We start from the raw sequence: 22,372 nt of genomic DNA, 5'->3' as shown, positions 1-22,372 counted from the left end.
ATGGCGCTCCTGGACAAGGACACCCCGCAGGCCGAGCCGCCGCCCGAAGGACCACGGCCGCGCCGGCGCCCGAACACCGGCCGCTGGCTGCACTGGCTGGACGAGACCGGCGACCACTTCATCTTCCACATCACCGCCGTGCTGTGGATCCCGCGCACCCTGCGCCGCTACCTCAAAGAGGTCCAACGCCTGCTCGCCGAGGTCGTGTTCGGCAGCGGCGGCCTCGGCGTCATCGGCGGCACCGTCGGCGTGATGATCGGCATGACCCTCGCCACCGGCACCGTCGTCGGCCTCCAGGGCTACGCCGCGATGAACCAGCTCGGCACCGCCGCGTTCACCGGCTTCATCTCCGCCTACTTCAACACCCGCGAGATCGCCCCGCTCGTCGCGGGCCTGGCCCTGTCGGCCACCGTCGGCGCCGGATTCACCGCCCAGCTCGGCGCGATGCGGATCAACGAGGAGATCGACGCGCTGGAGGGCATGGGCCTGCGCAGCATGCCGTACCTGGTCACCACCCGGATCATCGCCGGGGTCGTCGCCATCGTCCCGCTCTACGGCATCGGCCTGCTCAGCAGCTACGTCGCCTCCCGGATGGTCACCGTCATGTTCAACGGCCAGTCCGCGGGCACCTACGACCACTACTTCAACCTCTTCCTGTCCCCGCAGGACGTCCTGCTCTCCGGACTGAAAGTGCTGATCTTCAGCGTCATCGTGATCCTCGCCCACTGCTACTACGGGTTCACCGCCAAGGGCGGCCCCGCGGGAGTCGGCATCGCCGTCGGCCGCTCGGTGCGCAACGCCATCGTGATCATCTCGATCACCGACTTCTTCCTCAGCCTCGCGATCTGGGGCGCCACCACGACGGTGCGGGTGGCGGGATGACCACCACCGACACCCGTCCCGCCGGAGCGCCCCCGGCCCCGCGCCGCCGCCCGACCGGCGGCGCCACCGCCCGCCGCAGGACCGCCGGCATCGTCTTCCTGCTGGTGCCCGCGCTGCTGGCCTGGCTCGCGGTCGCCGTCTACGACAAGACGTTCAGCGACACCGCGACCGTCCACCTGGAGACCGGCACCGTCGGCAACGAGATGCACCAGGGCGCCGACGTGAAACTGCGCGGGGTCGTCGTCGGCCGGGTCGCCTCGATCAGTGCCGACGGCGACGGCGCCCGGCTCAACCTCGCCATCGACCCCGGCCAGCTCAAGCGCATCCCCGCGAATGTCACCGCGCAGATGCTGCCCACCACGCTGTTCGGCGAACGCTTCGTGGCCCTCGTGCCCCCCACGGGCACCGACACCACCGGCGGCGGCCCCACCCTCGCCGCCGACAGCACCATCGCCCAGGACCGCTCCAGCGACGCCATCGAGCTCCAGCAGGTACTCGACAACGTGCTGCCGCTGCTCACCGCCGTCCAGCCGCAGAAGCTCGCCGCGACCCTCAACGCCGTCGCGACCGCGCTCGACGGCCGCGGCACCCAGCTCGGCACCACCCTCGTCCAGCTCGACCGCTACCTGACCAAGCTCAACCCCGAACTGCCCGTGCTGAACGACGACATCAAGCAGCTCGTCACCGTCAGCCACGTCTACAACGCCGCCGCGCCCGACATCGTGCAGGCCCTCACCGACTTCACCAGGACCAGCGGCACCATCGCCGAGGAACAGGCCGACCTCAACAGCGTGTACGGCAGTACCACCGCCACCGCGCAGGACCTGACGACGTATCTGCGGCAGAACAAGGACACCATCATCCGGCTGACCGCCGACAGCCGCGGCACCCTCGGGCTGCTCGCGAAGTACTCCCCGTCCTTCCCCTGCACACTGCGCACCCTGGCCGCCTTCGTCCCCGTCATGGACAAGGCGCTCGGCAAGGGCACCCACGAGCCGGGCCTGCACGTCGACCTCACCAGCGTGCCGTCGCGCGGCAAGTACGTACCCGGCAAGGACACCCCGGTGTACGACGCGAGCGGCGGCCCGCAGTGCTACCCGGTCCCGTACACCGGCCGTGGCGGCGCACCGGCCGCGACGCACTCCACGAAGTCCGCGACCTCGCCGACCGCCACGACGTCCACGACCTCCACGGCGTCCACGTCCACCGTGACCACCACCGACTCCCCGGCCAACTCCCCGCAGGAGAACGAGCTGATCAACGAACTCCTCGCGCCGGGCATCGGCACCGACCCCGGCTCGCTCCCCGACTGGAGCAGTCTGCTCACCGGTCCCGTCTACCGAGGGGCGGAGGTGACTGTGCGGTGAAGCGCCGCAGCCTCGTCGGACCGATCGTCAAGTCGCTGATCTTCATTCTGGTCACCGCGCTGGCCACCACCGTGCTCGCGGTGAGCATCGCGGGCGGAACCGACGTCGGCGACACCACCGGCTACAACGCCCGGTTCACCGACACCACCGGCCTCACCTCGGGCGACAGCGTCCGGATCGCCGGGGTCAAGGTCGGCCAGGTCGACTCGATCAAGGTCGTCGACCACCGCGTCGCGCAGGTGCACTTCTCGGTGCAGCGCGCCCGGAAACTGCCCGGTTCGGTGACCGCCACCATCAAGTACCTCAACATGGTCGGCCAGCGGTACATCGACCTCCAGCAGGGCACGGGACCGGTCGGCCAGGCGCTCGCCCCCGGCGACACCATCCCGCTCCAGCGCACCACCCCGGCCCTCGACCTCACCCAGCTCTTCAACGGCTTCCAGCCGCTGTTCCAGGGCCTGTCGCCCAAGGACGTCAACCAGCTCGCGGGCGAGATCGTCCAGGTGCTCCAGGGCGAGGGCGGCACCGTCGACAGCCTGATCAGCAACGTCGGTTCGCTGACCACGACGCTCGCCGCCAAGGACAAGGTGATCGGCCAGGTCATCGACAACCTCAACTCGGTGCTCACCACGGTGAACACCCGCGAGGCCGGGTTCAACGACCTGGTGACCTCGCTCCAGCAGCTCGTCAGCGGCTTCGCCTCCGACCGCGAACCGATCGGCCAGTCGATCACAGCGATCTCCCAACTCACCACCAGCACCGCCGGGTTGCTCACCGACGGCCGCCAGCCGCTGAAGGACTCCATCGCCCAGCTCGGCCGGCTGTCCACCAACCTCGCTGACAACACACCGCAGTTGGAGAACTTCCTCACCAAGACCCCGGCCAAGCTCCAGACCATCGGCCGGCTCGCCTCCTACGGCTCCTGGCTCAACCTCTACCTCTGCCAGGCCACCGTCGCCGGGGTCACCACCTCCGACGGCAGCAAGCCGCCCACCGGCATAGCGATCACCGAATCGAGGTGCCGGTCATGAACCGCCCCCGCATACCGACCCCGCGCCTCCGCTTCCGCGACCCCGCGCGCCGGGGCCGCCCCCTCTTCCGGCCGCTGCGCGAACGCAGCCCCGTCCTCGTCGGCACCGTCGGCCTGCTCGTGCTCGCCCTGGCCGGCCTGGTCGCGTACAACGCGGACGCGCTCCCGCTGATCGGCGGCGGCACCACGTACAGCGCGAGCTTCACCGAGGCCGCCGGGCTCAGGTCCGGCAACGAGGTGCGGGTCGCGGGCGTCAAGGTCGGCAAGGTCACCGGGGTGTCGCTGGACGGCGCCCAGGTCAAGGTCACCTTCCGCGTCAAGGACACCTGGATCGGCGACGCCAGCACCGCCGCCATCGGCATCAAGACGCTGCTCGGCGAGAAGTACCTGGCCGTCGACCCGCTCGGCAGCCGCGCGCAGAACCCCGGCCAGCGCATCCCCAGGACCCGCACCACCTCGCCGTACGACGTCACGCAGGCGCTCGACGGCCTCGGCAACACCCTCGGGTCGATCGACACCACGCAGCTCGCCGCCAGCTTCCAGACGATCTCCGACACCTTCAAGGACACCCCGGCCTCGGTACGCAGCGCCGCCACCGGCCTGTCGTCGCTGTCGCGGACCATCTCCAGCCGGGACGCCCAGCTCGCCGACCTGCTCGCGGGCAGCAAGCAGCTCACCAAGACCCTCTCCGACCAGAACAGCCGCTTCCAGACGCTGATCTCGGACGGCAACCTGCTGCTCGGCGAGATCCAGAAGCGCCGCGACGCCATCCACGCGCTGCTCACCGGCACCCAGGACCTCGGCACCCAGCTCAACGGCCTGGTCGCCGACAACAACCGGCAGCTCGGCCCGACCCTGGACGCCCTCGACCGGGTCACCGGCGTCCTGCTCGCCAACCAGTCCAGCCTCGACAAGGCGCTCGCCCTGGCCGGGCCCTACTACCGGCTGGTCGGCAACACCCTCGGCAACGGCCGCTGGTTCGACAGCTATCTGTGCGGCCTGGTCCCCAAGAGCTATCTGCCCCCGGGCACCCAGCCGACGACCGGGTGCGAGCCGCCCAAGGCGACGGGAGGCACATCGTGAAGGCATCCATCGGCCGCGCCGCGCGAGGGCGGCGGGCCATCGCCCTCGGCACGGTGCTCGCCGTCGTCCTCGCGGCCCTCGCCTACGGCGGCGTACGCCTCTTCGGCGGCCCCGACGGCACCCGGATCACCGCCTACTTCGACCACGCCGTGGGCGTCTACGCCGGGTCCGACCTGCGCGTGCTCGGCGTCAAGGTCGGCACCGTCGACTCGGTGAAGCCGCAGGGCAAGCAGGTCAAGGTCGTGCTGGTCCTCGACCACGGGGTGAAGGTCCCGGCGGGAGCCGACGCCGTCGTCGTCGCGCCCAGCGTCGTCGCCGACCGCTACATCCAGCTCACCCCGGCCTACACCGGCGGCCCCCGGATCACCGCGGGCACCGTCATCCCGGCCACCCGCACGGCGACCCCCGTCGAGGTCGACCAGCTCTACGAGAGCATCACCCAGCTCAGCGACGCCCTCGGCCCGAACGGCGCCAACGCCACCGGCGCCCTGTCGAACCTCCTCGACACCGGCGCGAAGAACCTCGACGGCAACGGCAAGGCCATCGGCGACAGCATCGACCAGCTCGGCCAGGCCACCAAGACCCTCAACGGCCACAGCGACGACCTCTTCGCGACCCTGTCCTACCTCCAGTCCTTCACCACCATGCTGAAGAACAACGACGGCAAGGTACGGGCCGCCACCGACCAACTCTCCACCGTCAGCGGCTTCCTGGCCGAGGACAAGGAGAACCTGGGCGGCGCGCTGCACCAACTGTCCACCGCGCTCGGCCAGGTGAAGACCTTCATCCAGGACAACCGGGCCCGGCTGAAGACCAGCATCGGCAAACTCGCCCCGATCACCCAGACGTTGGTCGACCAGCGCGCCTCACTCGCCGAACTCCTCGACACCGCGCCGCTGGCCGCCGACAACCTCCTCAACGCCTACGACCCGCAGCACGGCACCATCGACGGGCGCGCCAACATCAACGAGCTGAGCATGGGCGGCGACATCTCGCCCGCCGCCGCCAAGGACGCCACCAAGAATTCGGCCAAGGCCGGCTCCGACTTCACGCCCGCGGCCAAGGACGCCAAGACCCTGCCGCTGCCCCTGCCGGCGGTCGGCACCGTCTACACCAAGGGGGCGGCCCGATGAAGCGTCCGCACATCCGGGGGAGCGCCGCCACCGTCGGCGGGACCGCGCTGCTCGCGCTCGCCCTCGCCGGCTGCTCGCTGAACGTCCAGAACGTGCCGCTGCCCGGCGGCGCCGACCTCGGCGGCCACCCCTACACCGTGAAGGCCGACTTCGCCGACGTCCTCGACCTCGTCCCGCAGGCTTCGGTACGCGTCAACGACGTCGCCGTCGGCCGCGTCACCAAGATCGGCCTCGGCGCCGACGGGTGGTCCGCGACCGTCACCATGAAGGTCAACGGCAAGGTGAGACTGCCCGCCAACGCGTACGCGCACCTGGAACAGTCCAGCCTGCTCGGCGAGAAGTACATCCAGCTCTCCGCGCCGCCCGGCACCCAGGCCGCCAGTGGCACCCTGCGCGACGGCGCCGTCATCCCCGCCTCGCGCACCAACCGCAACCCCGAGGTCGAAGAGGTCTTCGGCGCGCTGTCCATGCTGCTCAACGGGGGCGGCGTCGCCCAGCTCAAGACCATCTCGGTGGAGCTGAACAAGGCCCTGACCGGAAACGAACCGCAGATCCGCTCCATGCTCCACCAGGTCGACACGCTCGTCAGCGACCTCGACGCCCACAAGCAGGACATCACCGACGCACTCGACGGCGTCAACGAACTGTCCGCCACCCTCGCCGCCCGCGACCAGAAGATCGGCACCGTACTGACCGGCCTCAGCCCCGGACTGAAGGTGCTGGAACAGCAGCGCGGCTCGCTGGTCACCATGCTGCGCTCGCTGGACACGCTCTCCGGCGTCGCGGTGGACACCGTCAACCGCAGCAAGGACGACATGGTCGCCGACCTCAAGGCCCTCGCGCCCACCCTGCAACGGCTCGCCGACGCGGGCGACGCGCTGCCCGACTCGCTCCAGGTGCTGGTCACCTACCCGTTCACCGACGAGGTCCTCAACGGCGTCAAGGGCGACTACCTCAACGTCTACCTCGACCTGACCGCCGTACCCGGCACCCAGCTCATCCCCGAGATGCCCGCGTCCGGGAACGTCTACCCGCCCGACCCCGAGAACCCGATGTCCGCGCACACCAAGGCCGACCGGACGACGACCGTCGACAAGAAGCTGCGGGAGGCGGGCATCCCGCTGCCGCTGCCGTCGGTCACCGGCTCGACCAGGACCGGGGGCCGCTGATGCTGACCCGCGTCACCATCGCCAAGAACATCGCCTTCCTGTTGATCGCCGTGCTCGTGCTCGGCTTCATCGGCGTCCGCTACGCCGACCTCGGCCGGTACGTGGGCCTGCGCGGCTACTACACCGTCAAGGTCGAACTCCCCGAGGCGGGCGGCCTGTTCGAGCACGCCAACGTCACCTACCGCGGCGTCTCGGTCGGCCGGGTCGGCCCGATCAGACTCACCGACGACGGCGTGGAGGCATCCTTGCGGATCAACGACTCCGCGCCGCACATCCCCTCCCACCTCAAGGCCGTCGTCGCCAGCCTGTCCGCCGTCGGCGAGCAGTACATCGACCTGCGGCCGACCACCGACCAGGGGCCGTATCTCGCCGACGGCTCCCGCGTCGAACGCGCCGACACCACCATCCCCGCGCCCGTCACCAACCTGCTCACCAGCGTCAACAGCCTCACCGGGTCGGTCCCGTTGAAGTCCCTTCAGACCGTCGTCGACGAATTCGGCAAGGCGTTCGCGGGACAGGGCGACAACCTCCAGTCGCTGCTCGACACCAGCGGCGAGTTCATCTCCGCCGCGGACATGAACCTGCCCGGCAACATCACGCTGATGGCCGACGGGCGGACGGTGCTGCGCACGCAGGCCGACGAGGGCGACGCCATCAAGTCCTTCGCCACCAGCGCCAGTCAGCTCGCCAAGCAGCTCAACGACTCCGACACCGACCTGCGACGGCTCATCGCCGCGGCACCCGACGCGGCCGGACAGGTCAGCGCGCTGCTGCGGGACGTCGGACCTCAACTCAGCGTCGTCCTGGCCAATTTGCTGACCACCTCGGACGTGGCCGTCACCCGGCAGCACGGCATCGAGGAGTTCCTGGTGAAGGTGCCCGCGGTGGCCGCCGCCGGATCGACGGCGGTGGACGGCAAGGGCCTGCACTTCGGCATGGCCGTCACCTTCTTCTCCCCGCTGCCCTGCACCTCCGGATACGGCGGCACCACGTACCGCAACGGCCTCGACACCAAGGCGCCCGCCACCGCCCTCAACACCGCGGCCCGCTGCACCGCCCCCGCCTCCTCCGGCACCGACGTGCGCGGCTCGGCCAACGCCCCGAACGGCGGGGGCGTCCCGAACCCCGTGCAGCCCGGCTCGGTGCTGCCGACCGGCACCGGGACCCCGTCCGCCACGGGCCCGTCCACCGGGACGACGACGTACGGCACGAGCGTGCTGCCGGGAGCGCTGGGCCTGCCCTCGCTCCCGACCGGGCCCACCGGCGGCACGATGGCTGACCTGCTCGGCCTCGGCGACACGCGACTCGGGGACACGCGCTTCGGCGACACGCGCTTCGGGGACACGCGATGAGCGCCCGCCGGTCCACCCTGGTCTGGGTCACCGCGTGGGCGGTCGCCGCCGTGGTGTGCGCGCTCGGCGCCTGGTCGTACGCGGACACGCGCGGCGACGACACGCTCAATTACGCCAAGGCCCGCGACGCCGTACTGGCCGACGGGCAGCGGGACATCACCCGGCTGAACACGGTGGACGCCGCCCACCTGGACCGCGACCTCGCGACCTGGCTGGACGCGACGACCGGGCCGCTGCACGACCGCATGAGCCGTACGCACACCGCGGACGCCGCCGCGCTCAAGCAGTCCGGCACCTCCACCCGGGGCACGGTCACCGACGCGGCGGTCACCGAACTCGACACCAGGGCCGGTACGGCGAAGCTCATCGCGACCGTGCAGGTCCGGGTCATGCCGCGCGGCGGCGCGGCCACCACCGACCGCAAGCGGTTCGAGGCGGGCCTGTCCCGTACCTCGGACGGCTGGAAACTCACGGCGCTCACCGCGGTGCCCGTCGGCGCGAGCTAGGGCCTGTCGCGTGGATCTCGGTGGGGAGGGGGCGGTGTCCGGTGCGTGCGGATGCAAGGCGGAGGAGGGAGGCGACGCGGAGCGTCGTCGACCGACGACAACGCGGCAGATGTGCGTGCCGGGCGCCGGGACGCCGCGGAGATCCACACGACAGGCCCTAGGAGAGGCGGCCCAGTGAGCACCACGCATGAGCCCGAGGTCGAGGCGGCGGAGGCCGAGGCGCCGCAGACCGACGCATCGGACGAGCCGGAGGCCAACGTGCCCGCCGCCGGACGGCGTTGGCGGTGGCCGTACGGATGGCGGCGTACGGCGGCGGTCGCCGCGATCGTGCTGCTGCTCCTCGGCGGCGGCGGATTCGGTTACGCGGCCCACCGGTTGACCGACCCGGCCGCGACGCACAACCGCGCGCTGACCGACACCGAGGCGACCAACCGGGTCGTCGGGGACGTCAGCAACGCGCTCGGCAAGATCTTCGCGTACACGCCGGAGGACACCGGGTCGACGGAGCGGGCCGCCCGCGACCTGCTGGACGGCGCGGCGGCCGACCAGTACCAGGCGCTGTTCGGGCAGATCCGGCAGCGCGTCGCCGAGCAGCAACTCACCCTGACCACACGGGTGGTGCGCGCCGGGGTCGTCCGGCTCACCGCCGACCACGCCCGGCTGCTGGTCTTCCTCGACCAGACCGCCCAGCGCAAGGGAGCCGCGGCCACCAGCGCGGCGGCCCAACTCTCGGTCACCGCCTGGCTCGACGGCGACCACTGGCGGATCACCGATCTCAAGGCCCGGTAGGAGGAAGACGGATGGCACGGATGCCCTTCAAGGGTGGCGGCGGGTCGCGGGACCGGCTCGGGGCGCGGCTGCGCGCGCCGGGCCGGTCGCTGCTCGCCACGGCCGTCGCGCTCGCCGTCGCCGCGGCGGTCGCCGCCGCCCTGACCGGCTGGTCCTGGTACGGGGCCGCGCACGACGACGACGCGGCCTTCGCGCGGACCCGCGACACGGTGCTCGCGGCGGGGGAGCAGGCGGTGCAGAACATGAACACGCTGGACCACTCCGACGTCGACCACGGGCTCGACATCTGGGAGAGCTCCACGACCGGCGACCTGCACAGCCAACTGGTCCAGGGGCGGGCCGAGTTCGAGAAGCAGGTGCAGCAGGCCCAGACGGTCAGCACCGCGAAGATCCTGTCCGGCGCGGTCACCGAACTCGACACCAGGACCGGCAAGGCCAGAGTGATGATCGCGCTGCGGATCACCGTCGAGGCGCCCAAGGCCAAGCCCGCGGTCAAGGAGAGCCGGATGCTCGGCGAACTCACCCGCACCGACACGGGCTGGAAGCTCAGCGCCCTCGGCCAGGCCCCGATGGGCGACAGCGCCGCGGACCCGTCCGCGTCCTCGCCCCCGAGCGGCGGCGCCGCCACCGCGAAGCCGTCCCCGTCCACCACCGACGGCCAGTAAGCCGCCCCGCCGTCCGCGAGAGGACCGCCGCCCATGTCGACCACCCGCCACCTCATCAACCGCCAACGCCGTCTCGCGGCCACCGCGCCGCCGCGCGAGCGCGTGACCCATACGGCGGAAGCCGCCACCGACGTCGACACCGACATCGACATCGACACCGGCCCGGAGACCGAGGCGGAGGGCGGCGACCGTTCGGAGCGCCCCGCCCAGGGCCGCGCCGCGACCGCCGTCCGCACCCGCCCGGCACGGCCGCCGCGTACGGCCGACAAGGCCGCCGACGTCACCGCCGAGACTCCTACCGGCACGGTCGCCGACGCTGACCCCGAGGCCGGGAGCGGCCCGCGCAAGTGGCGCCCGCGACCCGTCACCGTCCTCACCGTGGGCCTCGCCCTGCTGACGGTGCTGCTCGGCGGCCTCGCCGCCTGGTCCGCGGGCAAGGCGTCCGACCTGCGCGACTCGGTGGCCTCCGGCAACACCGCGCTGACCGACACCGCCCGCACCAGCGAGGTCAAAGGCACCGTCGCCCAGGCTGTGAACGCGGTCTTCTCCTACAACTACGCCGACACCGCCCGCACCGACGACGCGGCCAAGCGCGTACTGATCGGCAAGGCCGTCCAGCAGTACGCGACGATGCTCGCCCAGGTCCGCGCCCAGGCACCGGCGCAGAAGCTCGTGCTGACCACGACCGTCACCGACACCGGCGTGGAACTGCTCGACGGCGACCGCGCCCGCGTCCTGGTCTTCGCCGACCAGAGCAACACCAGCACCGCCAAGTCCGCGAACGCGGCGACCACTTACGCGGCGGCGATGTTCGCGGTGGACGCCGTGCACCAGGACGGCACCTGGAAGATCGCGAGCATCGACACCTTCGGGTAGCGCGGACCTCGCGGCCAGCGGTCGCGGTCAGCGGTTGTGATCAGCGGTTGCGGTCAGCGGTTGGTGAGGCGCCGGCCGCGCGCGCGTTCGTGTTCCGACCACAGCGCGGCGTAGCGCCCGCCCGCGGCGAGCGGTTCCGCGTGCGACGGCCACGCGCTGCCGCTCACCGCCGGACAGCAGCCATCCGCACCGACCAGGGGCACGTGTTAATAGGTAAGGCGTACCTTACTAAACATCGGCCTTACCGCGCCGTCAACGATCAGGCGCCGCGATCAGGCGCCGCGCGATGATGAAGGACTCGTCGCGGGCAGGCACTATGGGGGAGAGGGCCCCCGCAACGCGCCGGAAATCGCGTGATGGGATGCTCGGCTCGCAATCCCGGATGTGCGTCCCCGATATGGCCAGTGGCGGGGAGCAGGTGGCCTGACCGGCAAGGATGGATGGATATGGACAAGCAGCAGGAGTTCGTTCTCCGCACTCTGGAGGAGCGGGACATCCGCTTCGTCCGCCTGTGGTTCACCGACGTGCTCGGCTACCTGAAGTCGGTCGCCGTCGCACCGGCCGAACTGGAGCAGGCCTTCGACGAGGGCATCGGCTTCGACGGCTCCGCCATCGAGGGCTTCGCCCGGGTGTACGAGTCCGACATGATCGCCAAGCCGGACCCCAGCACCTTCCAGATCCTGCCCTGGCGCGCCGAGAGCCCCGGCACCGCGCGCATGTTCTGCGACATCCTCATGCCCGACGGCTCCCCGTCGTACGCCGACCCGCGCTACGTCCTCAAGCGCGCGCTCGCCAAGACCTCCGACCTCGGCTTCACCTTCTACACCCACCCCGAGATCGAGTTCTTCCTGCTCAAGGACAAGCCGATGGACGGCGGGCGGCCGACCCCCGCCGACAACTCCGGCTACTTCGACCACACCCCGCAGAACGTCGGCATGGACTTCCGCCGTCAGGCCATCACGATGCTGGAGTCCATGGGCATCTCGGTCGAGTTCTCGCACCACGAGGGCGCCCCCGGCCAGCAGGAGATCGACCTGCGCTACGCCGACGCGCTCTCCACCGCCGACAATGTGATGACCTTCCGGCTCGTCATGAAGCAGGTCGCCCTCGAACAGGGCGTGCACGCCACCTTCATGCCCAAGCCGTTCTCCGAGCACCCCGGCTCCGGCATGCACACCCACCTGTCGCTCTTCGAGGGCGACCGCAACGCCTTCTACGAGTCGGGCGCGGAGTTCCAGCTCTCCAAGGTCGGCCGCTCCTTCATCGCGGGCCTGCTCCGGCACGCCGGTGAGACCGCCGCGGTCACCAACCAGTGGGTCAACTCCTACAAGCGGATCTGGGGCGGCTCCCAGCGCACCGCGGGCGCGGGCGGCGAGGCCCCCTCGTACATCTGCTGGGGTCACAACAACCGCTCGGCCCTGATCCGCGTCCCGATGTACAAGCCCGGCAAGACCGGCTCCACCCGCGTCGAGGTCCGCTCGATCGACTCCGGCGCCAACCCCTATCTCGCCTACGCCGTCCTCCTCGCCGCGGGCATGAAGGGCATCCAGGAGGGTTACGAACTCCCGGCCGGCGCCGACGACGACGTCTGGGCCCTGTCCGACTCCGAGCGCCGCGCCCTCGGCATCGAGCCCCTCCCGCAGAACCTCGGCGAGGCCATCATCCTCATGGAGCGCAGCGAACTCGTCGCCGAGACCCTCGGCGAGCACGTCTTCGACTTCTTCCTGCGCAACAAGAAGCAGGAGTGGGAGGAGTACCGTTCCGAGGTCACCGCCTTCGAGCTGCGGAAGAACCTCCCGAACCTGTAATCCCAGGTCAGCGGGGTTGAAACCGTAGAACCACCCTTCGGGCGAGCGGCTGGCAGCCGCTCGCCCGAAGTCGTCTCACTCGCCCTGGGCCGTCTCTGGGCCGTCCGGTGCGGGATCGACCGCCTCATACATGCCGTCCACCGCCCGCCGGGCCCGCCCGTCACTGCTGGGCATGAGGTGCGTGTAGACGCGGAGGGTGAAGCCGGGGTCGTCGTGCCCGAGGTAGTGGCTCAGCGCCTTGACGTTCTCGCCGGCCGCCAGCAGCACCGAGGCGTAGAAGTGCCTCAGCGCGTGCATGCCGTCTTCGCGTGACGCCGCGTACCGCTCGCCGTCCTCCGGATTCTTGATGACGCCTGCGACGGCAAGAGCGGGTTTCCACGTCCGCGTATTGAAGTCCGTGCGGCGTACCGCTCCGCCTCCGTCCAGCCGGGTGAAGAACAGTCGCTTTGTCACCTTCGGACCGTCGGGGAGAAGCCAAGGGAGAGTCACTTCTACCGGCTCGTATTTCTCGCTGTGGGCTTTGAGCACCTCGGCCACGCGCCGGGGGAGAGGCACATCCCGCTCTTTCCCCCGCTTCGGCAGACCGAAGACGAGATGCCCGTTCGCCACCTTCACCTGACAACCGACGTGCAGCCATCCCGTTTCGTAGTTGAGCGCGTCGGCGGCGAGACCGAAAATCTCGCCCTGCCGCAAACCGCATCCTCCACCGACATCGACCATCGCCTGATAGCGCTCGGGTAGGGCGGCCCGTACTCCGAAGACGCGGCTTGCCGTCCATGGCTGCACTCGCGGCGGCATCGACCTGGGAGCACGTACCGAGCGGGCCCGGCACGGATTCGTGTTCAGGTGCTTGTCGTCCACGGCGGCGCTGAACACTGCCGAGACGCTGGAGAAGATGACGCGACGATACGAGGAAACGGGCAGCACCTTCTCCAGGTCGCTGATCCATTCGCGGATGTGCGAGGGCTGGAACGAGCCGAGCGGGCGCGTCCCGATGTACGGAAAGGCGTGCAGCCGGAGTTGTGTCCGTACCGACGTCCGCGTCGTGGCGTCGGTCGTCTGACTCGCCAGCCACTTCTCTCCGTACTGTTGAAAGGTGATTCGGCCGACGGTTGGGTCGACGTACTGACCCCGGGACATGTCCGCCTCGATCTCCGCCAGCCACTTCTCGGCGAGGCGCTTTTGCCGGTCCGGGAATGACTTGCTCTTCTCCGTTCCGTCAGGGCCGATGTACCGGGCCCGGTACCGCATGCCGATGCCGTATCGGTCGGTCTTGACGCGTACGGGCTTGCCTGCCGAGTCGGATTCGGTCTTGTACCAGCGGTCTTGGATGTGGCCTGCCATGGTGGGCGGCTCCCTGTAGGCATGACTGCGGCCGGCGGCGAGCATGTGCGCTCGCAGCCGGCCGCGATGGTTCGGAAGGAGTTCTGCTAGGCGGGTTGAGTCGTCTGCTGGTTGATCCAGGCGCGTACGGCTTCGGGGTCGTAGCGCAGGTGTTTCCCGGCGCGGAATCCGGGCGGCCCGGTGCGCTTCTTGCGCCAGGCGTAGACGGTTTCGACGCTCGGCAGGCGCAGGATCTCGGCGAGTTCGTCGGGGGTCAGGAAGTGGTCGGGGAGTGCGGACACGCGGGGGTCCTCCGGTCTCCGTGCCTCTGGTCTCCTAGGTCCGCTACATCCGCTATGCCGCTACATCGCAGGTCAGCGGCATGTTTTGTGTAGCGGGGCGTACGGATGTAGCGGCTACGGCCGTTTGCGGGCGGGTGGGTCCGCTCGTGCGGTAGCCGCTACATCTGCGGTGTGCGCTACGCGGAAACCGCCTCTGACGTGCTGTGTAGCGGGAGAAGCGGATGTAGCGGAGTTTCCGGAGCGGGCGGGCAGTAGCGCTGCCATGCGTCGTGGAGATCTGCGGCGTAATAGCCCTTGAGGACGCCGCCGGACGTACGGATGTTGCGTGAGGCGATCGGCTCGTTGTCGTCGGTCACGTAGTCGTGCAGCATCCGCGACAGTCGCCGGGAGTCCAACGGCCTGCCTTGGAGGTCGGCCCACGGGGCGTCGTCCAGAGCGTTGAGGCGGTCGACAACGGCGATGGTCGGCAGTCGATCGACTCCCACCATGACATAGTCGCGCAGGTCGGTGAGCAGCCGGATTCCGAGGCTGCCTTTGTCGTCCACCTGCGCGGCTTTGACGAGTTGGGTACAGGCGGCGCGAGCGCGCTCGGGCCAGGTTCCGCCGGCGGCATCCGCGATGGCGAGTAGGGGTTCCCATACGTCGGCGGGCCGGTCGGTGATGCCGTCTGGCATCTGCGGCCACGCCCCGAGGACGTGTTCGCGGACCTGCTCCGCCCACGTGGCGAGACGGTCGCGCAGGGCGTTGCCCTCCTTCTCGTGGAGGCGGGCCCGGAAGGGCTCGACGTGCTCGTTGCGGGCCCTGCGGCGCATGCGGATGATGACCGAGCGGGTGAGGATCGTGTCGGGCAGGGAGCCGAGTCCGGCGACGGCGACGGCGGTGTAGGACGGGAACGGCGTGACGGTCTGGCTGTCGCCAACGCAGCGGTAAGTGACGCCGGTCCGGCGGTGACCGGCGTTGAGGAATCCGCGCAGTTCCTCGTTGTCGCCAGCCTTGGGGCCGAACACGGTGTCGATCTCGTCAAACAGGATTGTCGGCCGTCCGTCCGGGCCGGAGACCGCGCGGAAGAGCGCCGCTGCCGAGGCGTTGACCGCGACCATGGGCCGGGGCACGAGGGTTTCCACGATCTCCAGCGCGCGGGACTTGCCCGATCCCGGCTCGGGTGAGAGGAACGCGATGCGGGGTGTGGAGTCGAACGCGTCGATCAGGTGGGCGTGGGCGTCCCACAGGGTGACGGCGGCGTAGGCGGCTTCGAGGGGGAAGACGTTGAAGCGGCGGTGGAACTGCTCGACCTCGTTGAGCAGGTCGGCGCCGTTGTCGACGGTGGCGGTCATGCGGTCCGCCTCCCTTCGGGTGTGTGGTGCAGCGGGCACACGGTCCGGTGTTCGACGTGGTTCTCGATCAGGGCCAGTACGCGGGTCCGGCCGCGGGCGGTGAGGTACCGGCCGCACTCGCAGCGGGACACCGCGCGCGGCGGCATCTCCCGCGCGGATGGGGCGATGATGTGCAGCCACGCGATGGGCCGGCGTCCGTCCGCCGGGCGCGGGCCCATGCCAACAGCAGACAGGACGCCTTCGGCGGCGGCCTTCGGCGCCCCACTCGCCGCGGGAGCGCCGGCCGGTTCGGCGGGCCGGGCCTGGTCGGGGGTGGTGGTGAGGCTTTTCAGGCGGGGGGATCGGCCCGCGGTGGTGGTCATGAGGCTGCCTGCCGGGGGCGGGCGGTGCGCAGGGCATAGTCGAGGGCGCTGCGGATGGTGGTCCGGCACTCGGACGCGGGCAGTCCGGCCGTCTCGCCCCCCGCCTGAAAAGCCGCTTCCACGGTGGTGCGGTCGAGGTCGCCCCATGCCACGAACCGGCCCACCGCCCGCACCGCGCGCAGCAGTTCGGCGTTCCGCCCGCCCTCACCAGTCGTGGCGACGGCGGCGACTTCCCGTTCGAGGACGACGGAGGCGAGCCGGGGAGCGTCACGCGGTGCCGTGAGCCGTGTGGGGCCCGTGACGGGGCGCTGTGGGGTCGCCAGGGCGCTTTGGAGCCATTCGGGCAGGTTTACAACCGGGGAGTCGTTCAGGGCCGTGTACGGGCCGCCAGGGGTCACGGACCCAGGGGCGACGACCTGACCGCCCCACGCGCGGGTATCGACCTTCGGCGCCAACGTGCCCGCACTGCACGGCAGTTGGACCCCGGACGGAGCGCGGAAGTACAGATGCTCACCCCCGCTGGGAGTCCGGACACGGCGGGTCACAGGCGCCACGTGGCCGGCGCGCTCGCAGAGCGCCAGGAAGTTCGCCGCGCCGTCAGGCGTGCCCTTGCTGTCCTTCGGCTTGGCGGTGTCGAGGTCCACCACCAGCAGGCCGGCGGGCCCGGTGGCGATGCCGACGTTGAACGGGCCCGCGGCCCAGCAGCGTTCGATGCGGGCCGGGTCGGTGGTGGCGCGCTGCTCGAACGTCTTGTGCCCGTTCGTGCAGTCGCCGGTTCCGGGGCACCGCCGGTCCCCGTGCAGCGCGGGAACCTTGCTGCACGGGTGCAGGGGGATCACGGGCCAGCCGTGGTCAGCGGCGTCCAGCGCCGCGCGCAGCAGCGCGGTTCGGGTGGTGGTCATGCCGCCACCCCCACCGCGGTGCGGGCGAGGAAGGCGCGGCCGATGCACTTGGTGTAGGCGGGCGGGATGGCCTCGGTCAGTTCCTCGCGGACGTTCGTCCACGTGATGCCCATGGCGGCCTGCAACTCCGGGATGCTGGGCTTGCCCCCGCCGTTGCCGTACGCGGCGACGTACGGGCCGTCGTAGAACTTCCCGTGCCGGTACCCGCGCACCCGGCCGCGGTGCACGATGTGCGCCGGCCGGACGGCCGTCCAGCCGCCCAACTCGAAATTGCGGTGTCGGATCACGTCCAGGCCGAACATCTCGCCGCACAGGGTGAGGTCTTTGCGGATCTTCGCCCGGCCGTTGGGCTGCTCGATCACGTACGGCAGCCCCGTGGCGTCCAGCAGGGTGCGCATGTCGGCGACCAGGTCCACATGGGCGCGACCCCACCCCCGGGACCGGTTGGTCCCGACGGTCAGCGCGCACCCGGCTTGGCAGGGCGGGGAGGTGTGCACCATCGTGTAGCGGTGGATCTCGCCGGAGGTGATCAGGTCGGCGAGGTGGGTGAGCGCGTCGGCGCGGGTGAAGGGGAAGGGGTAGTTCGGGCGGGGCGCGATGTCCACGCCGTGCACCTCGAACCCCGCGTCGGCGTAGCCGGTTCCGGCGCCGCTGGCGCAGCAGAAAAGGTCCAGCAGTAACGGCCGGTTCGACCGTCGCCGCATGAGGATGGGATGGGTCATGCTGGTGGTCTCCAGTCCCTTCGGGGATGCGGATGGGCCGCGGGCGGTGGCGTTTCCTTGGCCGGGAGCCACCGCCCGCGGGCGGTTCTTGACGTAGTGGGAGTCGTGGTGGGAGATCGGCACGTGTGGGGGATGGCCCTGCTCCGCCTCGGTCTCGGCGTTGGCTTGGGCACGCTGACCAGCCCGTGGTGGCTCGGTGACGGGTGGGTGCACGGGCTTCGCGCATCGTTGTTGCCGGCGGCGGCCGTCGTGGTTTTCCTGGCGCTGGCGGAGCGACGCGACCGGCGCAGGGCGAGGGATCAACGCTCGTAGCAGGACACGCAGCAGCCCAGCGAGGTGGGGATGACGTATCCCGCATCGCGCCGGCATACGGGGCAGGTGCGGCGAGCCCGCATCATCGCGGCGTGGGAGCGCCAACGGCCCGGCGTCATCGGTTGGACGGGGCGGGCGGTGGTGGGGTCGTAGAGGTAGGCGACGCGGCGTCCGCGGCGCCAGCGGATCTCGCCGACCACGTCGGCGCGGTGCGCGCTGAGTCCTTGTGCGCGCAGTTGCCGACGGGTCATGAGTCCGTGCGGGGCGAGGCGGTAGCGGTAGACGGGCAGAGCGGCCACGGTTTCCCCTTTCCGGGTTGGGCCGGTCAGGGTTCCTCGGACGGGCGGTTGGCGGGCAGTTGGGGCAGGCCGAGCGCGTCGCGTCGCCGTTGCAGGAGGGCGGCCACGAAGTGACGGTCCACTTCGCGTGCTCCGAGTCGGAGGGCGCGGGCCCGCTTGGGCGGGGTGATGTCGTAGTGCCAGCGGTAGTCATCGGGCCCCTTGCGCTGGTACCACGACCGCTTGAGGCCCAGGCGTCCGGCGAAGGCGTGGAGTTCGCTTTCGGTGTCCGCGGTCAGGTGGCACCAGTGCGTGTGCCGCAGTCCGCGGAACTTGGCGATGAACGTGTAGTCGCGTGTCTCATCGACGTAGACGGCCACGGGTCCTCCCGAATGATGACGGCCGTAACGGTGACTGTGCGTGCAGGACAGGAGAGGGACGGGGATGCATGTTCGGGCCGGTTTCCGGGGCGATTCCGGGGGTGGCGGATGCCGCCTCCCCAGCTTCCCCAGCCTCCCCAACTGGGGTATTGCTGCTGATCAGGAGGAGTGAGGCGGTTTGGGGAGGCGGTTGGGGAAAACTCCCCAGGATTCCCGCGCCTCCCCAACCGCCTCCCCATCACTGTGTGTTGATCTACTCGGTGTCCGCGGCCTCTTCAGCGCGGGACTCGATCGCGGCGAGAAGGCGAGCACGGGAGACCATCTGGTTGCCGTTGTACTTGCGCGGTTCGGCGCCGAACGGCTTGAGTGCCTGCACCAGATCCGATGCCGTCCACGCCCCGTAGACCTCCGGCCACCGCCGGCCGAGGTGCTGGCGGACCTCGTCGGACTTCATCCGCTCCTCGCCGCCCAGCACGGCGGCCACGTCGGCGAGGTGGTCCACCTCCCGCGCCTGCGCCTCGGCGCCGGCCGCGGCCGGCGCGCCTCGCAGGGCCTTGGCGCGCTCGGCGATGGCCTCGGCGTCCTCGGGCCCGATGTAGTGGGTCCGGGCGGTCACCGACGGCTGGCCGGGCGCGAGCTTGATGCCGTCGCCGGCGACCACGAGGGTGCCTTTGTCCTGGCCCTGCCGCAGTTTGTGCGGGGCCGCGCCAGCGTCGATGGCGTTGTCGCCCAGCGCCATGCGGGCCTGGGACTCGGTGCCCAGCACCAGCGAGGCGCGGATGTGGTTGCCCTCGCGGGAGCGCTTGGGGAGGTTCTCGTTGGTGGGGTCCTGGGTGCCTTCCCAGGTGGTGACGTTCACCGCGCGCCCCTGGTCGTGGATCTTTTTGACGGCCTGGAAGTACCGGCTGTCGGCCTTGGACCCGCCGTAGGAGGAGCCGTAGCGGACGGTGCCCTTGTCGGTGACGTAGCTCTCGCGGGCGCCGGAGCCGTAGGCGACCTGCGCTTCGTCCACGATCAGCACCAGCGGGTTGAACCGCGGGTCGGCCAGGATCTTGTCCTGGCTCCAGCCCTTGGCGGTCAGCTCCCGCATCAGCGCGATACGGGCGGCCATCTCCTCCACGCCCTCTTCGATCATCTGCGTGGCCTGGATGACGTGGTCGTCGGTCGGTCCCTGGATCAGCACGGTGGCGATGCCGTCGAACATGTTCCAGTCGCCGACGCCCTTGAGGTCCGCGATGCGCAGTTCCACCCGCACGTCCAGGGCCAGCCACAGCGCCAGCGCCCGAAGCGAGGCGGTCTTGCCCTGGTTGGACAGGCCCGTGATGAGCATGTGCTTTTGCCACAGGGAGACCAGCACCGCGTCCCCGCGCAGGTCCACACCCCACGGGGCCCGCCCGTGGCGCATGTCGGCGCCTGTGTCGGGGTCGGTGACCAGCGGGGAGGGGCCGATCGGCTGGTCCAGCGCGCCGGAGTCCGCGATCCAAAGGCGCACGGTCCGCGCGGCCGGCGGGATCGTCATGTGCAGCTCGTGCTCGTGGCGGTTGAGGTTCTCCGCGAGCTTGCGCCGCTTGCCGAGCACTTCCTCGGTGCTCACCCCGGACGGCAAGGTGACATCGACTTCCACCCCGCACCCGGCCAGGGTGATCGGGCCGAGCATCCCGGCCGCGCCCTCGGCCATCTCCTTCACGGCTTTGCGCAGCGCGGAAATGCCCAGGTCGGACAGGGCTTTGACGACAACCGACGGGGTGACCGGCACATCGTCCATGACCCCGGAGGCGGGTCGGGCCCAGGCCGGGGCCGTCTGCTGACGCTGACCGACCCGCCACAGGTGGGACAGCGCGGCCATCAGCGCCACCATCAGGGCCGGGCCCCAGGCGACGCCGACGAACCAGCACAGAGCGCGGATCGCATCGACCGCCGCCAGCGTCGGCACCACCACGTCGTGCACGTGATGGTCATGCACGGCCATGCAGGCACCGAGCAGCAGCAACGCACCTTCGGTGCCCGCGGTGCCGATGGCCGCGGACTTGACCATGTGCGGCACACCCGTGATCAGGTCCATCCGGCGCTTGTGCCGGTCGGCGCGGAACCGGTCGGCCTTCTCCTGCCACTCAGCCGCAAGCTCGTGGTTGCCCGCAGCCACCGCAGCGGCACGCATCTGGTGATGCACCGCAACCGTCCGCCCCTGCCATGCCCGCTTGACCACCACGCCCGCACCGCCCACCACATACGCGCTGTGCCGGGCGACCAGGCGGGCACCGGTCTTGGTGTGCTCATGGGTGATGACGTGCCGCGTCACACTCGCGGCACGCTGCAACCGGGCCGCGTGACGCAGTCCGGCGCGGCCCGCGGCTTCCTTGCCCGCACCGGGGATACCGGAGGGGATGACGACCCCTTCGAGCACCCGCGGCGGCGCGTCCGCGGCGGTGTCGGTGCTAGCGGTCGGGGTGGTGTCGTGTTTGATCAGATCGGGGGCGGGCCGGGCCCGCCGTGTGCTGATGTCGATGATCTCGGTCATGCTGGGGTCTCCTGCTTCCTGCAAGGGGAGTGAAGGGGCCCGGACCGGCCGGCGTCTTGGCGGATAGGCGGCCGGTCCGGGGCGAAGTCACTTACGGGCCGCAGCGGCGGCCTTGTCGGCGCGCTTGCGGGCGCCGTCCAGGATGCGGTCCAACTTGCGCTGCAAATCGGCCTGGTGGACGGCCTCGCCCGCGATGCCGCGTTTGGCCATCCGCGCGATCAGCCACGCGACCTTGGCGGCTTCCGCGCCGGTCAGCGGCGGGTCGTTGGGGTGGGTGCGGATCACCGGAGGCCACCTCGCATCCAGGTGTAGGGCGGGAGGGCGGCGGCGGTCTTGAACACGCGAATGGCGGCGCCTTCGGGGGCGTCGGGCAGGGCGTAGACGCGTGCTCCGGTGAGGGAGGCCAGCATGCGAGCGGCGTGGTGCTCGCAGCCGTCCACCCCGGCTCCCTTGCTGTCCACGACGGTGACCGCGATCGGCCCGCCGCAGCCGGACGGGTCGCCGGGGTGGGCCGCGTGGCACCGCCCACCGCTGGTCTCCAGCTCCACCTGTCGGGCGTAGACGGCGGCGGCCTGGTGGCGCCTCGCGTCGGTAATGATCCTGGCGTGGTCGAACGCCAGGTCACCGCCGGCCGCATCCAGGAGCGCCCAGCACGCGGCGGCAGCATCATCCCCGGCCGTCGCGGTGGTGCCGTCGGGCACGGTCACCGCGTAGGCGACGGTGACGTACCGGCCCCGCGGGTCCCGTCCGGGCGCGTCGTACACGCCGACCATGGCCAGGTCGCCGGGGGCGACACGGACGCCGGTCTCCTCCAGCAACTCGCGGGCCGCGGCGTCGCGAGAGGTCTCTCCGGGGTCCACGTGCCCGCCGGGCAGAGCGAGGCGGCCCTGGTAGGGGGGCCAGCCGCGTTCGATCAGCAGGACACGGCCGTCCGGTGTGGTGGCGACCACGTCGGCGGTGTAGCGGATAGTTTCGATAGTCTCGGTCATGCTGGTGGTTCCTCCGGTTCTTCACGGAAGCGGTGAGCGACCCGGGGCGCTGTTGGACGCGCGCACGCCCGGGTTGCGGATCATGGTTGCCCCAGCTCAAAGGGCCAACAGGCCCTTTCTGAAGGGAAGTTGCATTACTCGTCACGACGCCGGTAGCGTCCGCGGACAAGAGGGTTTCGATCTTGAACGCAAGGGCGTGGCTGAGTGATAGGTGTGAAGACGGCGGTCGCCTGTATGGCGACGGCGGTTGTGCTGGTCGTCGTGATGGCGGGAACGGCGTCCGCGGTGTG

Annotated in this window: 22 protein-coding genes and 1 pseudogene; 12 read left to right on the top strand and 11 right to left on the bottom strand. The window is 70.7% G+C overall.

The annotated features are described in order from the left end of the window. The 12 genes from ACFZBB_RS00350 (at nucleotide 1) to ACFZBB_RS00295 (ending at nucleotide 12,660) form a co-directional block, all read left to right on the top strand. On the top strand, nucleotides 1-882 hold the full coding sequence (locus tag ACFZBB_RS00350) for an ABC transporter permease (RefSeq protein WP_391116312.1): 882 nt from the start codon (nucleotides 1-3) through the stop codon (nucleotides 880-882). Beyond that, the gene (locus tag ACFZBB_RS00345; protein ID WP_391116310.1) at nucleotides 879-2,249 is read left to right on the top strand and encodes an MCE family protein; all 1,371 of its coding nucleotides are present in this window, start codon (nucleotides 879-881) and stop codon (nucleotides 2,247-2,249) included. The genes ACFZBB_RS00350 and ACFZBB_RS00345 overlap by 4 nt, the downstream gene beginning before the upstream one ends. After that, nucleotides 2,246-3,280 carry an MCE family protein gene (locus ACFZBB_RS00340; RefSeq protein ID WP_391116308.1) on the top strand — a complete coding sequence of 345 codons (1,035 nt, stop codon included), beginning with the start codon at nucleotides 2,246-2,248 and terminating at the stop codon, nucleotides 3,278-3,280. Before ACFZBB_RS00345 ends, ACFZBB_RS00340 begins: the two co-directional genes overlap by 4 nt. After that, nucleotides 3,277-4,362, top strand: a complete 1,086-nt coding sequence (locus tag ACFZBB_RS00335) for an MCE family protein (RefSeq protein WP_391116306.1) — start codon at nucleotides 3,277-3,279, stop codon at nucleotides 4,360-4,362. Before ACFZBB_RS00340 ends, ACFZBB_RS00335 begins: the two co-directional genes overlap by 4 nt. Then, nucleotides 4,359-5,495, top strand: a complete 1,137-nt coding sequence (locus tag ACFZBB_RS00330; protein WP_391116304.1) for an MCE family protein — start codon at nucleotides 4,359-4,361, stop codon at nucleotides 5,493-5,495. The genes ACFZBB_RS00335 and ACFZBB_RS00330 overlap by 4 nt, the downstream gene beginning before the upstream one ends. Beyond that, complete coding sequence (locus ACFZBB_RS00325; protein WP_391116302.1) at nucleotides 5,492-6,664, top strand: MCE family protein; 1,173 nt, start codon at nucleotides 5,492-5,494, stop codon at nucleotides 6,662-6,664. The genes ACFZBB_RS00330 and ACFZBB_RS00325 overlap by 4 nt, the downstream gene beginning before the upstream one ends. Then, nucleotides 6,664-8,016, top strand: a complete 1,353-nt coding sequence (locus ACFZBB_RS00320) for an MCE family protein (RefSeq protein ID WP_391116300.1) — start codon at nucleotides 6,664-6,666, stop codon at nucleotides 8,014-8,016. Before ACFZBB_RS00325 ends, ACFZBB_RS00320 begins: the two co-directional genes overlap by 1 nt. Further along, nucleotides 8,013-8,522, top strand: coding sequence for a hypothetical protein (locus tag ACFZBB_RS00315; RefSeq protein ID WP_391116298.1), 510 nt, complete (start codon nucleotides 8,013-8,015; stop codon nucleotides 8,520-8,522). Before ACFZBB_RS00320 ends, ACFZBB_RS00315 begins: the two co-directional genes overlap by 4 nt. A gap of 174 nt (nucleotides 8,523-8,696) precedes the next feature. Then, entirely contained in the window at nucleotides 8,697-9,311 is a 615-nt protein-coding gene (locus ACFZBB_RS00310) for a hypothetical protein (RefSeq protein WP_391116296.1), read from the top strand. An 11-nt stretch (nucleotides 9,312-9,322) separates the two neighbouring features. After that, nucleotides 9,323-9,976 carry a nuclear transport factor 2 family protein gene (locus ACFZBB_RS00305; protein ID WP_391116294.1) on the top strand — a complete coding sequence of 218 codons (654 nt, stop codon included), beginning with the start codon at nucleotides 9,323-9,325 and terminating at the stop codon, nucleotides 9,974-9,976. A gap of 33 nt (nucleotides 9,977-10,009) precedes the next feature. Further along, entirely contained in the window at nucleotides 10,010-10,852 is an 843-nt protein-coding gene (locus ACFZBB_RS00300) for a hypothetical protein (protein WP_391116292.1), read from the top strand. 446 nt (nucleotides 10,853-11,298) lie between these two features. Then, nucleotides 11,299-12,660, top strand: coding sequence for a glutamine synthetase beta-grasp domain-containing protein (locus ACFZBB_RS00295; protein ID WP_391116290.1), 1,362 nt, complete (start codon nucleotides 11,299-11,301; stop codon nucleotides 12,658-12,660). A gap of 75 nt (nucleotides 12,661-12,735) precedes the next feature. On the opposite strand, the gene ACFZBB_RS00290 is transcribed toward ACFZBB_RS00295, so the two are convergent. The 11 genes and pseudogenes from ACFZBB_RS00290 to ACFZBB_RS00240 all read right to left on the bottom strand — a co-directional run. Then, nucleotides 12,736-14,004: a tyrosine-type recombinase/integrase gene (locus tag ACFZBB_RS00290; RefSeq protein ID WP_391116288.1), complete on the bottom strand. Its 1,269-nt coding sequence runs from the start codon at nucleotides 14,002-14,004 to the stop codon at nucleotides 12,736-12,738. A gap of 86 nt (nucleotides 14,005-14,090) precedes the next feature. Further along, nucleotides 14,091-14,285, bottom strand: coding sequence for a helix-turn-helix domain-containing protein (locus ACFZBB_RS00285; protein WP_391116286.1), 195 nt, complete (start codon nucleotides 14,283-14,285; stop codon nucleotides 14,091-14,093). Between the two features lie 176 nt (nucleotides 14,286-14,461). After that, nucleotides 14,462-15,619, bottom strand: coding sequence for a DUF3631 domain-containing protein (locus ACFZBB_RS00280; RefSeq protein WP_391116284.1), 1,158 nt, complete (start codon nucleotides 15,617-15,619; stop codon nucleotides 14,462-14,464). Further along, nucleotides 15,616-15,981, bottom strand: a complete 366-nt coding sequence (locus ACFZBB_RS00275) for a hypothetical protein (protein ID WP_391116282.1) — start codon at nucleotides 15,979-15,981, stop codon at nucleotides 15,616-15,618. Before ACFZBB_RS00275 ends, ACFZBB_RS00280 begins: the two co-directional genes overlap by 4 nt. Continuing rightward, the gene (locus ACFZBB_RS00270; RefSeq protein ID WP_391116280.1) at nucleotides 15,978-16,883 is read right to left on the bottom strand and encodes a bifunctional DNA primase/polymerase; all 906 of its coding nucleotides are present in this window, start codon (nucleotides 16,881-16,883) and stop codon (nucleotides 15,978-15,980) included. The genes ACFZBB_RS00275 and ACFZBB_RS00270 overlap by 4 nt, the downstream gene beginning before the upstream one ends. Next, nucleotides 16,880-17,605, bottom strand: coding sequence for a DNA methylase (locus ACFZBB_RS00265; RefSeq protein WP_391116278.1), 726 nt, complete (start codon nucleotides 17,603-17,605; stop codon nucleotides 16,880-16,882). Before ACFZBB_RS00265 ends, ACFZBB_RS00270 begins: the two co-directional genes overlap by 4 nt. A gap of 299 nt (nucleotides 17,606-17,904) precedes the next feature. Next, nucleotides 17,905-18,216 carry an RRQRL motif-containing zinc-binding protein gene (locus ACFZBB_RS00260; protein ID WP_391116276.1) on the bottom strand — a complete coding sequence of 104 codons (312 nt, stop codon included), beginning with the start codon at nucleotides 18,214-18,216 and terminating at the stop codon, nucleotides 17,905-17,907. 26 nt (nucleotides 18,217-18,242) lie between these two features. Further along, nucleotides 18,243-18,575, bottom strand: a complete 333-nt coding sequence (locus tag ACFZBB_RS00255; RefSeq protein ID WP_391116274.1) for a DUF4031 domain-containing protein — start codon at nucleotides 18,573-18,575, stop codon at nucleotides 18,243-18,245. Between the two features lie 253 nt (nucleotides 18,576-18,828). Continuing rightward, the gene (locus tag ACFZBB_RS00250) at nucleotides 18,829-21,093 is read right to left on the bottom strand and encodes an FtsK/SpoIIIE domain-containing protein (protein ID WP_391116272.1); all 2,265 of its coding nucleotides are present in this window, start codon (nucleotides 21,091-21,093) and stop codon (nucleotides 18,829-18,831) included. Nucleotides 21,094-21,180: 87 nt separating this feature from the next. Next, entirely contained in the window at nucleotides 21,181-21,378 is a 198-nt protein-coding gene (locus tag ACFZBB_RS00245) for a DUF6257 family protein (RefSeq protein WP_391116270.1), read from the bottom strand. A gap of 293 nt (nucleotides 21,379-21,671) precedes the next feature. Further along, nucleotides 21,672-22,082, bottom strand: a pseudogene (locus ACFZBB_RS00240) (NUDIX domain-containing protein); the annotation flags it as partial. Nucleotides 22,083-22,372: the final 290 nt, after the last annotated feature.

This window comes from Streptomyces sp. NPDC008139, from assembly GCF_042957025.1.
Taxonomy (GTDB): Bacteria; Actinomycetota; Actinomycetes; order Streptomycetales; family Streptomycetaceae; genus Actinacidiphila.
This window is presented reverse-complemented; position numbering and strand designations above follow the sequence as displayed.

Coding starts and splice junctions, on each gene's coding strand:
- ACFZBB_RS00300 (WP_391116292.1), top strand. CDS start 10,010: ATGTCGACCACCCGCCACCTCATCAACCGCCAACGCCGTCTCGCGGCC.
- ACFZBB_RS00275 (WP_391116282.1), bottom strand. CDS start 15,981: ATGACCACCACCGCGGGCCGATCCCCCCGCCTGAAAAGCCTCACCACC.
- ACFZBB_RS00335 (WP_391116306.1), top strand. CDS start 3,277: ATGAACCGCCCCCGCATACCGACCCCGCGCCTCCGCTTCCGCGACCCC.
- ACFZBB_RS00295 (WP_391116290.1), top strand. CDS start 11,299: ATGGACAAGCAGCAGGAGTTCGTTCTCCGCACTCTGGAGGAGCGGGAC.
- ACFZBB_RS00350 (WP_391116312.1), top strand. CDS start 1: ATGGCGCTCCTGGACAAGGACACCCCGCAGGCCGAGCCGCCGCCCGAA.
- ACFZBB_RS00305 (WP_391116294.1), top strand. CDS start 9,323: ATGGCACGGATGCCCTTCAAGGGTGGCGGCGGGTCGCGGGACCGGCTC.
- ACFZBB_RS00265 (WP_391116278.1), bottom strand. CDS start 17,605: ATGACCCATCCCATCCTCATGCGGCGACGGTCGAACCGGCCGTTACTG.
- ACFZBB_RS00320 (WP_391116300.1), top strand. CDS start 6,664: ATGCTGACCCGCGTCACCATCGCCAAGAACATCGCCTTCCTGTTGATC.
- ACFZBB_RS00315 (WP_391116298.1), top strand. CDS start 8,013: ATGAGCGCCCGCCGGTCCACCCTGGTCTGGGTCACCGCGTGGGCGGTC.
- ACFZBB_RS00325 (WP_391116302.1), top strand. CDS start 5,492: ATGAAGCGTCCGCACATCCGGGGGAGCGCCGCCACCGTCGGCGGGACC.
- ACFZBB_RS00280 (WP_391116284.1), bottom strand. CDS start 15,619: ATGACCGCCACCGTCGACAACGGCGCCGACCTGCTCAACGAGGTCGAG.
- ACFZBB_RS00345 (WP_391116310.1), top strand. CDS start 879: ATGACCACCACCGACACCCGTCCCGCCGGAGCGCCCCCGGCCCCGCGC.
- ACFZBB_RS00290 (WP_391116288.1), bottom strand. CDS start 14,004: ATGGCAGGCCACATCCAAGACCGCTGGTACAAGACCGAATCCGACTCG.
- ACFZBB_RS00250 (WP_391116272.1), bottom strand. CDS start 21,093: ATGACCGAGATCATCGACATCAGCACACGGCGGGCCCGGCCCGCCCCC.
- ACFZBB_RS00270 (WP_391116280.1), bottom strand. CDS start 16,883: ATGACCACCACCCGAACCGCGCTGCTGCGCGCGGCGCTGGACGCCGCT.